10 protein-coding genes are annotated in these 13,668 nt (G+C 54.9%); 8 read left to right on the top strand and 2 right to left on the bottom strand.

The window, feature by feature from the left end:
- Genes ABJL60_RS06530 through ABJL60_RS06515 form a run of 4 tightly spaced genes read left to right on the top strand, consistent with a single transcriptional unit; the run spans window position 1 to window position 3,853 of the window.
- Window positions 1-1,398 (top strand): pyridoxal-dependent decarboxylase, encoded by a 1,398-nt coding sequence (locus ABJL60_RS06530; protein WP_348373596.1) that lies wholly within the window; start codon window positions 1-3, stop codon window positions 1,396-1,398.
- Window positions 1,395-2,249, top strand: coding sequence for a fumarylacetoacetate hydrolase family protein (locus ABJL60_RS06525; protein WP_348373595.1), 855 nt, complete (start codon window positions 1,395-1,397; stop codon window positions 2,247-2,249). Before ABJL60_RS06530 ends, ABJL60_RS06525 begins: the two co-directional genes overlap by 4 nt.
- On the top strand, window positions 2,246-3,046 hold the full coding sequence (hpaH, locus tag ABJL60_RS06520; RefSeq protein WP_348373594.1) for a 2-oxo-hept-4-ene-1,7-dioate hydratase: 801 nt from the start codon (window positions 2,246-2,248) through the stop codon (window positions 3,044-3,046). Before ABJL60_RS06525 ends, hpaH begins: the two co-directional genes overlap by 4 nt.
- A 12-nt stretch (window positions 3,047-3,058) precedes the next feature.
- Entirely contained in the window at window positions 3,059-3,853 is a 795-nt protein-coding gene (locus ABJL60_RS06515) for an HpcH/HpaI aldolase/citrate lyase family protein (RefSeq protein ID WP_348373593.1), read from the top strand.
- A 22-nt stretch (window positions 3,854-3,875) separates the two neighbouring features.
- Here the strand turns inward: ABJL60_RS06515 and ABJL60_RS06510 are convergent, their stop codons facing one another.
- Window positions 3,876-4,391 carry a MarR family transcriptional regulator gene (locus ABJL60_RS06510; RefSeq protein ID WP_348373592.1) on the bottom strand — a complete coding sequence of 172 codons (516 nt, stop codon included), beginning with the start codon at window positions 4,389-4,391 and terminating at the stop codon, window positions 3,876-3,878.
- Between the two features lie 82 nt (window positions 4,392-4,473).
- On the opposite strand from ABJL60_RS06510, the gene ABJL60_RS06505 reads away from it, so the two are divergent.
- From ABJL60_RS06505 to ABJL60_RS06495, 3 genes are all read left to right on the top strand, one after another.
- Window positions 4,474-5,517 carry a TAXI family TRAP transporter solute-binding subunit gene (locus ABJL60_RS06505; RefSeq protein WP_348285567.1) on the top strand — a complete coding sequence of 348 codons (1,044 nt, stop codon included), beginning with the start codon at window positions 4,474-4,476 and terminating at the stop codon, window positions 5,515-5,517.
- An 82-nt stretch (window positions 5,518-5,599) separates the two neighbouring features.
- Window positions 5,600-7,936, top strand: a complete 2,337-nt coding sequence (locus ABJL60_RS06500) for a TRAP transporter fused permease subunit (protein ID WP_348373591.1) — start codon at window positions 5,600-5,602, stop codon at window positions 7,934-7,936.
- Between the two features lie 22 nt (window positions 7,937-7,958).
- Window positions 7,959-9,521: a sulfatase-like hydrolase/transferase gene (locus ABJL60_RS06495; RefSeq protein ID WP_348373590.1), complete on the top strand. Its 1,563-nt coding sequence runs from the start codon at window positions 7,959-7,961 to the stop codon at window positions 9,519-9,521.
- A gap of 39 nt (window positions 9,522-9,560) precedes the next feature.
- On the opposite strand, the gene ABJL60_RS06490 is transcribed toward ABJL60_RS06495, so the two are convergent.
- Window positions 9,561-12,245 carry a hypothetical protein gene (locus tag ABJL60_RS06490; RefSeq protein ID WP_348373589.1) on the bottom strand — a complete coding sequence of 895 codons (2,685 nt, stop codon included), beginning with the start codon at window positions 12,243-12,245 and terminating at the stop codon, window positions 9,561-9,563.
- A 283-nt stretch (window positions 12,246-12,528) separates the two neighbouring features.
- On the opposite strand from ABJL60_RS06490, the gene recA reads away from it, so the two are divergent.
- Window positions 12,529-13,608 carry a recombinase RecA gene (recA, locus tag ABJL60_RS06485; protein ID WP_348285571.1) on the top strand — a complete coding sequence of 360 codons (1,080 nt, stop codon included), beginning with the start codon at window positions 12,529-12,531 and terminating at the stop codon, window positions 13,606-13,608.
- Window positions 13,609-13,668: the final 60 nt, after the last annotated feature.

The raw sequence follows: 13,668 nt of genomic DNA, 5'->3' as shown, positions 1-13,668 counted from the left end.
ATGGACTGGGACGAATTCGCCCATTGGGGCAAGCATATCTCTGACTGGGGGGCGCAGTATCACAAGTCATTGCGCGATATACCTGTACGCGCCCAGACTGCGGTCGGGGAGATCGCTGCGCAGTTGCACCCGACACCGCCCGAGGCGGGCGACGATATGGCGGCGATCCTTGCAGATTTTGAAGCCATCGTGATGCCCGGCATGACACATTGGCAGCATCCGCGTTTCTTTGCGTATTTTCCTGCAAACGCCGCACCACCGTCGATGTTGGCGGAACAACTGGTTAACACCGTCGCTGCCCAGTGCATGTTATGGCAAACGTCACCCGCCGCCACAGAAGTCGAGGGCGTGATGGTTGATTGGTTGCGTCAAGCGCTTGGGCTGGCGGACGGGTTTACCGGCGTCATTCAAGACAGCGCATCATCGGCGACGCTGTCTGCGGTTCTGACGATGCGCGAACGCGCTACCGGATACACAGGCAACAAAGACGGATTGTCAGGCAAGGGCCATCTGCGGATTTACTGTTCCGATCAGGTGCATTCATCCATTGATCGCGCATGCTGGGTCGCAGGGATCGGGCAGGCAAATTTGGTCAAAATCCCAACAAAGGGTGCACAATTCGGGATAGATGTGGCGGCAATGGAAACCGCAATCACCGCCGATCTGGACGCAGGCCATACACCGGCAGGGATCATCGCAATCACAGGCGGCACGGGGATCGGCGCATCCGACACGCTTGGTCCGCTTTTGAAAGTTGCGGCCAAACATGACCTCTACACCCACCTCGATGCGGCATGGGCGGGGTCGGCGATGATCTGCCCGGAATTCCGGTCGGAATTTTGGGAAGACGTCGACGGCTTTGACAGTATCGTGTTCAATCCACACAAATGGCTTGGGGCACAGTTTGACTGTTCTGTGCAGTTCTTGCGGGATGCGACACCGCAACTGAACACGCTTAAGATCGAACCTGAGTATTTGAAGACCACAGGCGACGCTGTCACGAACTATTCTGAATGGACAATCCCGCTTGGGCGCAGGTTCCGGGCGCTGAAAATCTGGTTCTTGTTGCGGTCCTACGGGCTTGAGGGGCTGCGCACACGCATCCGCAATCACGTCGCTTGGGCGCAAGAACTGTGCGATGCCATTCGCGCGTTGGAGGGGTTCGAGATCACCACGGACCCGATCCTAAGCCTGTTTTCGTTTCGCTGCCCAGGCGATGACGCGATGCAGCAGCGGTTGGTTGATACGCTGAATAACGACGGGCGTATTTACCTGACGCAGGGCGCGTTTCAGGGGCAAAAGGTAATCCGGTTCCAAGTGGGCCAATTCGATACAACACGCGATGATGTGATGATGGCCCATGCCGTCATCCGCGAAGTTTGGGAGCAAATTCAATGAAATACGCGACATATACCGCAGATGATCAAACCCTTTACGGGGCAGTGACAGACGACGGCATGATTGCCCTGAACGCTGATTTTCCGCAGTGGCCTACGTTGTTGGATGTGGTTCAGGCGGGTGGTTTTGCAGCGCTAGAGGAAGCCGCACAAAACAAGGCCGTGACGCATAGGGATTTCGAATTTGAAATGGTACTGCCAAACGCCCCGCGTATTTTGTGTGTTGGCGTGAATTTCCCCGACCGCAATGCGGAATACAAAGACGGGTCCGAGCAACCCAAATACATGTCTTTGTTCCCACGCTTTGCCAGCGGGTTCACCGGCCACAATCGCCCGCTGATCCGCCCGCCGGAAAACGAAACCTTGGACTATGAAGGCGAAGTGGCCATTGTCATCGGCAAGACGGGCCGGCGCATAAGTCAGGCCGATGCCTACGACCATATTTCGGCGATCACTCTTTGCAACGAAGGGACGATCCGCGATTGGGTCCGTCATGCCAAATTCAATGTCACACAAGGCAAGAACTGGGACAATTCGGGCGCGATTGGTCCGTGGCTGGTGCCCTTCACAAATGCCAGCCAGTTGGACGATGCCCGTATCATCACGCGGGTGAACGGCGAAGTGCGCCAAGATGATGTGCTGTCGCGTATGATGCACCCGATCCGGCGCGAAATCGAATATATCTCGACCTTTATGACGCTTCAGCCCGGCGATATCATCGTTACCGGCACGCCCACAGGGTCAGGCGCACGTCTTGATCCGCCGCAGTACCTGAAACCCGGCGACGTGGTCGAGGTCGAAGTGAACGGCATCGGCACCCTGCGCAACACCGTCGAGGACGAGCGCCTATGACACCGCAAGATCACGCAAAAGCCGCCGCCGATTTGTTGGCCGCCGAGAAATCCGGACAGCAGATCGGGTTGTTGACCAAAGCCCATCCCGAAATGGGCATGGACGACGCCTATGCGGTGCAAAACGCGATTTACCGCGCAAAGCTGGCAGAAGGGCGCAGCGTCATTGGCTGGAAGATCGGGCTGACCTCCAAAGCGATGCAATATGCACTGAACATCGACATTCCCGACAGCGGCATCTTGTTTGACGATATGGCGTTTGATCATGGCGCCACGGTGTCTGCAGGCCGCTTCATTCAACCACGGATCGAGGCCGAGATTGCGTTTGTTCTGAAGGCCCCATTGGGCGGTGCAGAGGTGACGCGCGATGACGTGATTGCGGCCACAGACTATGTCGCGCCCTCCATCGAAATTCTGGATACCCGGATTTTACGGGCTGACCCCGAAACGGGTGCCACCCGCAAAGTGTACGACACCATCAGTGACAATGCGGCCAATGCTGGCATTGTTCTTGGCCCACAAAAACACAAAATTGATGCGTTCGATTTGCGCTGGGTCGGTGCGATCACATCGCGAAACGGCGAGGTTGAGGAAACCGGCCTTGGGGCAGGGGTGCTGAACGATCCCGTCGAAAGCGTGGTTTGGCTGGCACGTCGCATGGCGCAATACTGTCAAAGCATTGAACCGGGTCAGATCATCTTGTCAGGCAGTTTCATCCGCCCCGTTGAATGCCCGTCTGGCGCAAAGATCACTGCCGATTTTGGCGGATTTGGTCACGTCGACATCTCATTTGCCTAAGGGGAAGCCACCATGCCTGCACCGCGCAATCCGTTTAAACACGCCATCGCCAAAGGTGATTTGCAATTGGGATGCTGGCTGGGGCTTGCTGATCCCTACATAGCCGAGATCAGCGCAGGCGCGGGTTTCGATTGGCTGTTGATTGACGGCGAACACGCCCCGAATGATCTGCGTTCCATCGTGGCGCAGTTGCAGGTTCTTGCTGCACGCAACAGCCATGCGGTTGTGCGTCCGCCCATTGGCGAGACATGGATCATCAAACAACTGCTTGATGCAGGGGCACAGACGCTGTTGATTCCGATGGTCGAAAGTGCGGCACAGGCCAAAGACCTTGTGGATGCAGTCACCTATCCACCACACGGGGTGCGCGGCGTTGGGTCTGCTTTGGCGCGGGCCTCTGATTTTGCGGCGATTGGCGATTACCTGACAACAGCGCGTGATGAAATTTGCCTTTTGGCACAGGTTGAGAACCAAAAAGGTATGGCGGCATTGGACGATATTCTGAAGGTGGATGGCATTGACGGTGTCTTCATCGGGCCGTCCGATCTGGCGGCGGATATGGGGTTCATTGGGCAGGCGGGCGCATCCGAGGTCAAAGCTGCTGTGTTGGGCGCGATTGAAAAGATCGTGGCATCTGGCAAGGCGGCTGGGATTTTGACACTGGATCAGGATTTGCAGGCATCATGCCGAAAGCTGGGCGCGACCTTTATCGCAACAGAAATTGATGTGACACTGTTTGCGCGAAACATGCGCAAGGCTTCTGTTGACGGGCGCAAACATTTGCAAATTGAACAGGGGTCTCTTTAGAGCACATCGACGAAGATCGAATTCAGGTTTCAGCCGGGCCCGCATCATCAAGCCGCGTTGCCGCATAGGCGCGTGCGCGGTCCAGCATGCCACACAACTGGCGCACCTCGTCTTCGGTAAACAGCTTGGAAAAGTCGTCCGACAGTTTGACGGCGGCAGGGTAGACTTGCATAAACACGGCCCGACCTTGATCCGTTATAGAAAAGACTGCCAACCGCTTGTCTTCGGGGTCGGGGTTCCGGTCCAGCCAGCCTTTGGATTGCATGGCCTTCATAGTGCGGCTGGCATGGGCCGCATCCATTGACGCTTTGCGCGATATGGCCCGCAAATGCCCCGCACCGTGGCGCGCGATCGAAATCAAAATGCGGTATTCTTGCGTTGTCACATTGCTATCGCGCAAGGTGGATCGTTGCAGGATCGTCGACATCGACGACGCCAATCGCAAAACACGAATGTTAAAGTTCTTGTCGAACGCGTCTTCGTTCAGAAATGGCGCAAAAGGATCACTGTCTGGCATAGGGCAAACAGACCCGATCATTGTAGCATATGCAACAAAATTATTGACAGGTTCGGCGGCCTGCTTGACAGTAACCCGCAATAAACGGATCTGGGAGGACCACATGTCTAAGTCACTTTTTGCAGGTGCGCTGGCGTCGGCAATCGCTTTCGCATCACCGGCGTTCGCACAACAAAACCTAACAGCTGAAACGGCATCAGCAGGCGGGGCCACCCACCTTGCGCCAAGCCACCTGACAGAAATTGCAGGAACGCTTGGCATTGCAAATATTCAGCTGGCCGAAGGGCAAACGCTGACAAATTCTATCCAGAACGTGGCTGAAGGCAAAACAGACATTGCCAGTGCGCCGCATATCTTGCCGTTCCTGATGAGCCGCGGTGTTGGGCCTTACGGGTCGTTGGGGGCTGAAAAAGGGGCCGAGCTTGCTGGCAATCTGCGCTCTATTTACCCCTATACTTTGGGCATTTTCTTTCTGTTCGCGTTCGATTCCAAAGACGTTGGTGGCTGGGATGATGTCGAAGGCCGCACGATCTTTAACGGCCCGCCACGCGGGGGCGCTTTGACGAATGCGCGCAGCATCATCCAGATCGCGACGGGTCTACAGGACGGTGAAGGATACACAGGCATGCAAGCCAATTGGGGGCAGGCCGCGACCGTTATTATTGGCGGTGAACCTGATGCTGTCGTCCTACCGGAACTGTTTCCGAACACCCGTCTGTCAACGATTGGGTCTGCTGGCAAGGTGACGGCGTGGTCCATGCCGATTGAGCTTTATGAAGGCGAAGCCATGCAGAAATATATGGTCTCTCCTGGCGCGGCACCTACAGAAATTCCGGTCGCGACTTTGCAGGCGGCGATGGGTGACAGCTGGACCTTCGTGTCAGAGGACGCCACATTCCGCGGCATGGCCACCATCGGCGGTGACGTGGTGCATAAAGATATGGACGAACAATTGGTCTATGATCTGGTGTCTGCCTATGTCGCATCCATGGACGACTTGAAAGCCAAAGCGCCATTTGGTGAGACCGTGAACTTTGACAACCCATCGCTGGGCATGTGCGGCCTGAACCCGATGAAGTACCACAAAGGTGCTGTGCGGGCATGGGAAGACGCAGGTTACGACATTCCTGATTGCGCCAAAGATTAAGCGATTTAGCTGACGCCAATAGACACCCGCCTCCTACCAATGGGGGCGGGTGCAGTATCAAGACGAAAATTGGGTTTCCCGCATGGACGAGCAGACCGACGCGCAAAAACACCGCACATTGTTTCCAACCAAAGCTGTTTACGCCTTAGCGCTGTTTTTTGTGTTCCTTGGGATCATGAATTCAATGCCGACCATACCGGGTTGGGACGAAATGTGGCGCAACCTGTTTGGCAGTGAAACGCTAAAAGTGCGCAATTTTGCGACCGAGTGGTTCTACCCAATCGTCTTTTTCATCATGATGTGTGTGGTCGCTATGCGTCATTCCATGTGGCGTGACTGGCGCGGCACGCGGCGTGCTGGCTTTGGACTTTTCATGGACGCAGCCCTTGTTGTGGCAGCCGGGGCTGTATCGCTGACTTACCTGATTGAGATCGACAGCGTTTGTTTGATCGACACCGTCACCGGCGAACGTGCGCGCCTGATCGCTGCAACACTAGAGGCAGAGATCAAGTTTGCAGAAGAGATGTTCATGCCCGTACCTGACACGGTTGATGATCCCAAATGCGTGCAAACAACGGGCATCTGGTTGGTGGCGATCATGGGCGCGTCGATCCTGATTTTCCTTGGCTACAACGTCAAGGTTTGGGGGCTTCCGCTTGTCCTCGTGTCTTTGGTGATCGCAATTTACACGATTGGCACGGTGCTGGTTTGGTACTTTCACGGTCCCGATGACATCAACAAATATCTGATGACCAAATTGGGCGGCGAACCACGCAGCTTTTTGGATGGTCGCCCCAATGTGCATGATGCTTTGGTGAACAACTCTGCTGGAATGCTGGGGCGGTTCATGAATGTCATTATGAACATGGTGTTCCCCTACATCATTCTGGGCGCGATGTTTGGCAAATCGGCGGGCGGGCAGGCGTTGATCAAACTGGCGTTTCGCTGGACCCGCAAACTAAAGGGCGGTCCTGCGCATGCGGCCATTGTATCGTCTGCCATGTTCGGGACCATCACCGGTGGCCCTGTGGTGAATGTGCTGTCCACTGGTGTTTTGACGATCCCGATGATGCTGAAACGTGGCTTTAGCCGGACCTTCGCTGGCGGGGTCGAGGCCGCTGCATCCTCAGGCGGATCCATTATGCCCCCCGTGATGGGGGTGGCCGCGTTTATTTTGGCCGCGTTGACGGCTGTGCCCTACCGCGAGATTGTGGTGGCTGCAGCTTTGCCTGCCATTGCGTATTTCGTCTGCCTGTTCCTGTCGGCCATGTTCCAGTCGCGCAAGCAGAACATTCCCGCCTTGGGGGATTTGACCGATGATATGAAATTCACAAAGACCGATCTGCTGCATCTGTGCCAGATCTTCTTGCCGATCCTGTTGATCCTTGTGCTGCTGCTGACCCCCAAAGACGGGATCGGCTGCGGGCCGTTTGGTTGGCTGTTCGGGGTCGAGCAGATCATGACGGACGGGACTTGCCGCGCGACCAATCTGCCGTGGATATTCGAGCTGTTCCAGAACGCTGCTGGTAATGCCGGTGCGACGGGCTGGTGGGCTGCGGCTTTTGTGACTGTGTTGCTGTTTCTGGACAAAAAGTTTCGCGACAAGCCACGTTTGGTTCTTGATGCTTTGTCAGAGGCGGGGATCACGATTTCGACCCTGTATCTGATGTTTCTTGCGGTCACTGTGATTGATGTGTGCCTGAACTTTACCGGCCTGTCGAAATTCGTAGCTGTCGATGTGCTGGGCTTTTTGTTATCGCTGGATTTAGGTGGTAGCGGGTCGGTTTTGTTCCAGTTTGTAGCCCTTGTCATAACGATGCTGTTGGCTGTGCTTTTGGGCATGGGGATGCCAGCTGTGCCCGCCTATATCAACGTGGCGTTGCTGATGGGGCCGCTGTTGGTGGGGCTTGGGATCGCGACCTTTACGGCCCATATGTTCATCTTCTACTTCGCTGTGGCGTCGGCCATCACACCACCTGTCGCATTGGCTGCATTTGCCGCAGCAACAATCACCAAGGCGGACCCGATGGCGACCGGGTTTAGTGCTGTACGCTCTGGCATTGTGATGTTCACGATCCCGTTTGTTTTTGCGTTCTACCCCGAATTGCTGTTGATCGACGCGGCGCTGCTGGATCCTTCCAGCGCAAGTGGCGCACCTTTGGCCGGATACGAGGACGGCGTGTCTTTTGGGGCTTTGGCTTGGGTGATCGCGCGATTGATGCTGGCGCTGTTTTTGGTGGCAAGTGCGTTGGCGCGGTACGATTCAGGCCCGTTGGGTCTGGCGTGGGTCTTTGTGCGCCTTGGCCTTGCCGTTGCGATCCTGATGCGTCCCGAAGCGGTCCATTTGACGGCGATTGCAGCGGCAGCTGGCATGCTTGTCCTGCACCGTATCCGATACCGGAACCATGTGCCGGCTTGATGAAAGCCCAAGGATTGACCCAATGACGAAGCGCCCGAATTTTTTGTATTTCATCACCGATCAACAACGCGCTGATTGGCTCGGGTGTTATGGGCATCCGGTGCTCAAAACGCCCAACATTGATGCCATCGCGGCGCAAGGCACGCGGTTTGACAACTTCCACACAGCGTCGCCTGTGTGCATGCCCAACCGCGCGTCGTTGCTGACTGGGCGCTACCCCAGCTTGCACGGTTTGCGCTATAACGGGTGCCGTTTGCCCTTGTCTGCCAACACCTTTGTGTCGCAACTGGCCGAGGCGGGATACAATACCGCCGCGATCGGCAAAAGCCACTTGCAGCCTTTCACCGACATGCCGCCAATCGGGGTAAACGCGGATGAGGTTGCAGATCGTCCCGATGCATGGCGTTGGGATGACGGCAATTACGGTCAAGAAGAACCGGGGCGTTATACGGCCGACGGGCGGTATGATTTCAAGACGCCGTATTACGGCTACAACCATGTCGATATGGTCACGTCACATGGCGACAAATGTGGCGGGCATTATCAACAGTGGTTCCGCGAACGCGCCGATGATTGGGAAGCCCTGCACGACCCTGCAAACCAGTTGCCCCACGATTACACATGCCCGCAAGCCAACCGCACCCCGATCCCCGAAGACCTGTACCCAACGGCGTATATTCGGGATCGCGCCATCGCGCATCTGGACAGTTGTGTGGACGACGACGCGCCGTTTTTTACGTTTGTATCCTTTCCTGATCCGCACCACCCGTTCAATCCGCCCGGCAAATACTGGGACATGTATGCGCCGGATGATTTTGACGTTTCACTGCCCTTTGACGCCCACCAAAACCCGACGATCCCGATGAAATGGCTTCATGCCAATTGGCAAGGGGCAGGGGGGCAAACCACGCCGCAAACGGCCATGATGCTGGACGATCAGCACATCAAAGAAGCCATGGCTTTGACTGCGGGCATGATGGCCTTTGTCGATGACGCGGTGGGTGACATCATGGCGGCCCTGACCCGCAACGGGCAATTGGACAACACGGTGATTTGCTACAACTCTGATCACGGCGATTATCTGGGCGACTACAACATGCTGCTGAAAGGCGCTTTGCCGTTTCGCAGCATAACCCGTGTGCCATTCATCTGGTCGGACCCCGAGAACCGCAAGGCGGCCACGTCAGACGCGCTTGCATCCACCATTGATATTGCAGCCACCGTTCTGGACCGCGTGGGGTTAAAGCCGTTCAACGGCAATCAGGGCAAAAGCCTGAAACCTGTCCTTGAAGGGGCAGCAACGGTCCGCGACGACGTGTTGATTGAATACAATGACGGCGGGAGACGGCTGGGGTTTGAGGAACCCGCCCGCGTGCGTGCCTTGGTGTCACCGGACTGGCGGTACACGATTTACAAGGATCAGGACTGGGGCGAGCTTTACGATTTGGCGAACGACCCGCAAGAGACCCACAACCTGTGGGACAGCGCCGATCACTATGCAATCCGTGCCCAGCTGGCAGAGCGTATGAACCAGCACTTGATGGCGCAAATGGACGAAAGCCCGCTTGCGGACCGGTTGGCTTAAAGTTGGGTGATGCAGTGCGTCTTGGTGCTTGGTCGCCTTCTAGTCTTCCTTGTCAGCCCATGGAATTTTCGATGCGTCGATGTAGAGGGGCAGTTTTGTTCCTTGGTTGCCCTGTGCCTTACTAAGTTGAACTTCAGTTAACCCTTGTGCTGTTAGTAAATCAGCCATGTTCAAATTCGCCTCTTCAAAGTCAGCTTTCGAATAACCACCGCCGGCAAGAAACGAGCCGGCAATTTGCGAGTTCCGAAAGCTGCTATCTTTAAAAGAACACTGGAAAATAAAAGTACGGAATAGAAAAGCCCCTTCAAAGGTGCATCCGTCAAACGCAATGTCGCGGAAAATCATACCCAACATAGCAGCGTCTGAGAAATCAAAACGTGCACAGCTTAAAGGGGTACCTAGGCGACCTCGTGGCTGAATACGTTCAAAAAGGCTAGCAGCGAAATGTGGTCTACCCCAATCTGGAACAACGCGCTGTGCGTTCGTAATCCTCGTTTGCCCCTTAGGCAGTGGAATGGCCTGCGCCAGTACGGACAAGGTCGACACCAAAGTGCTTTCTGCGTTGCGTTGTCTGTCCTCCAAATCCCTATACCTCACATCCGGCGTTGACATTACGTCCATGGGAAAACCGTTTCTCAACGTGTGGTTAAAGACCTCCGTCAATGCATCAACAGTGCCGCGCATCTCGTCAGGATGTTCAAACCGCCGTGCTTCATCGGTTAAGAAACGCAAAATGGGGCGGGTCAAAGGTGCAAACGAAAACAGCTCTGCCCATTTGCCCGCAGCGTCCGCGGGTTCATCATCACCCGACAGTCGGACCACCAGATAAAGCGCTGTTCGAAAGACGGCGCGGCCTGCAAGGTATTCCCCGAAGCTTTTGTGAATAAACGAAAACCCAATCCGTTCACTGTCCAAACGCGTGTGAATATGCAAGGCAATGTTTTCCAGATGGGCGATGGGCAAATCAATCACACGTCGCCAGTCTGGGCCGAGGCGGTAGGCTTTGCGCAGCTTGCCAAAGTTTTTTTCGTCGCCTGTGCGCCCGCCACCACGCCACGCAGACAAGCTTAGGCATTCCATCAAACGGAAGAAATCATCACAGCTTAGGTCCGTTTTGTTCATCGGTGGTTTTGTGGCATTGCGGTCGTAGATTTTGGTCAGAATATCTTCGTACACATAGTTGCGGTTGTTGGCGGCCTCGCGCCATCTTGTTGTTGCAAAATCCGAGATCAGCAGCAGGTGCAGCAGCAACGGCTCCACGTTCAATTCGGCCATGTCCTCATGTGTGACAGAGTCAGGCACATCCTCGGCGGGCAGCCCTTTGGCCTTTTGCCACCGCCGCCAATAATCGGGGCGTTGATCCAGTTCGGACAGGTTTTGCGGATCGTCCACATGCCACGTGATGTCCTTGCGCCCCTCAGGGCCGTGATCAGGACTGTGATCCGTGACGTCCAGCTTGAAATCTGCATCGGCCAAGGTTTTGATGGGGGCGACATGCAGCAACTTGCCCTGATCGCTTGAGGACAAAGCCGCTTGGCACGCGCTGGACCGTCCAAGGATCATCGCCTTTATGTCGCGTCCTGAACTGCGTTGCATGCTTAGCAATGATGAGACGGAGTCCACAAAATTTTTGGTTAATGTGCGCGCTTCGGTGTCTTGGGCGCTCAGTTCGTCCAGCCCGTCAAAAACCAAAAGAACAGGCGTTTGATCGTCAGCCGCCCATGACAGGGGATTCTCGTAGAACCCGGCGCTACCGTCACCGACGCCCGTGTTTCTGTATTGGACATAGGTTCCCAATGCCTGAAAAAGATCTGCGTTGAAGGTCAGATGTTGCAGTTCAACAAAGATCACGCGGTGGCTGTTGTCTTGCAATATCTGATGGGCAAACGCGCGGGCAAAAGATGATTTGCCAGACCCCGGCCCACCCCCGATCACGCGCAGACCGTCTTCGCCATGCAACAACCAATCCTTGGCCGTTTTGTGAAGGTCATCGACATGGGAGGTGATAGAGATTTTGCCGTCTTCATCAATTTGGCGTCTGTGCCAAAAGCAGCGAAGATGCAGATACACCTCTGATAATGATACGGTTTCGTCCAAATCCGTTGTGAAAATAGGATCGCTGACAAAGCCTTTGCTGATGAAGCGCGCGTGGCGTGCATGGGCCAGTTCGCGTTTCTGGGGTTCTTGCGTGGGGGAGGATAACGCCAGGTTCAAACCGTTGAAATAGTCGGGGTGTCTTGCCACCACAGTCGCGCCTGCGGTCATCAAAACGGAAAAGAACTTTTGTTCAATCACCTTGTCATCGAAGGGGTGCTCAGGGCTGACCGTGCGTGCAATTCCCGCGATCATGTTGCGGGCTTCGGCAAAGGCCGGATGTGCACTTGGGTTGTTCAGGTGCACAGGCTCGATTGTGCCGCGATCCGGTACGGTTTGGATCAGGGTTGTAATGTTGGGGGTCAGTTCGATTTCGGTTAACACGCAATGCAGGCGCGGATGTTGCAGAACGGCGCATGTGGCCTCGGCCAGAGTTTGTGTGACCCAGACCCAGTTTCTGTTGGCTTGAGTGTCTGTGTCTTTACCTGTGGCCGCTTTGAACAGTTTTTCCGCAGCAAAGGCAGTGCCGATCATATCCGAGCCAACCGCTTTGGTGATCATTTGCACCGCAAGCTCCAAAAGCTTTATGTGGTCGCGTTGTTTGGTCGGCTTTTCGAACTCTATACTCATAATTAATCCCATAGTTTCAATATGATGCTTGAATGCGGGCTAAATGGCTTGCGCAATGCTGCACGTATTTAGGGAAATTTAACCATAGAACTCTTACCGTTGGCTAGGTCCAATTGTTGGTGTTTTAGACGTATTTGCCGATGTGGATTGTAAAATTTAACTTGAAATGTTCTCTTTTTGATCTCATACAGAACGTAATGAGAACATTGGATGCAAACCCAAGATATAGCGGCCTCAACCATTGCCGCTACACCATGGGTGTGACACATAGGGTAGAACAGCAATGGCAACGGCAGATCTTTTGACAATGACCGATAAGAAAGCAGCAGACAAACAAAAGGCGCTTGATAGCGCTTTGGCCCAGATTGAACGCCAGTTTGGCAAGGGCTCCATCATGAAACTGGGGGCCGAAGGTGCCGTTCAGGACATCAAGGCAAGCTCCACCGGCTCATTAGGGTTGGATATCGCATTGGGCATTGGTGGTTTGCCGATGGGCCGTATCATCGAGATTTACGGCCCTGAATCGTCGGGCAAAACCACACTGACACTGCACTGTGTGGCCGAACAGCAAAAGGCTGGCGGTGTCTGTGCATTTGTGGATGCTGAACATGCTTTGGATCCGCAATATGCCAAAAAACTGGGTGTGGACATCGATGAGCTGCTGATTTCACAGCCCGACACCGGCGAACAAGCATTGGAAATTACAGACACGTTGGTGCGGTCTGGTGCCGTGAACATGGTTATCGTCGATTCGGTTGCGGCACTGACGCCGAAGTCCGAACTTGAAGGCGACATGGGCGACAGCTCTGTCGGTGTTCAGGCCCGTTTGATGTCCCAAGCGATGCGTAAGCTGACTGGGTCTATCAGCCGTTCCAATTGCATGGTTATCTTCATCAACCAGATCAGGATGAAGATCGGGGTTATGTTTGGATCGCCTGAAACCACGACGGGCGGCAATGCGTTGAAGTTCTATTCGTCTGTACGTTTGGACATCCGCCGCATCGGGGCTTTGAAAGATCGCGACGAAGTGGTCGGCAACGCGACACGTGTGAAAGTTGTGAAAAACAAAGTGGCACCGCCGTTCAAACAGGTTGAATTCGACATTATGTATGGCGAAGGTATCTCGAAGATGGGTGAACTTCTTGACCTTGGTGTCAAAGCGGGCGTCGTGGACAAGTCAGGTGCTTGGTTCAGCTATGGCGACGAACGCGTGGGGCAGGGGCGTGAAAACGCAAAAACCTTCCTGAAGGAAAACGCACGTATCGCCAACGAAATCGAAGACAAAATACGTGCAGCGCACGGGTTGGATTTTGAAATGCCCGCAGGTGAACGCATCGAAGATGACGGCGTGCTGGACGGCTGAAAGCTGATCTTTAAAAAAGAAAAAGTAGAAGGCGTCCCAACACGGGGGCGCCTTTTTTCA

Origin of the sequence: Ascidiaceihabitans sp. (genome assembly GCF_039986515.1) — a bacterium.
Lineage (GTDB): Bacteria > Pseudomonadota > Alphaproteobacteria > Rhodobacterales > Rhodobacteraceae > Ascidiaceihabitans.
This window is presented reverse-complemented; position numbering and strand designations above follow the sequence as displayed.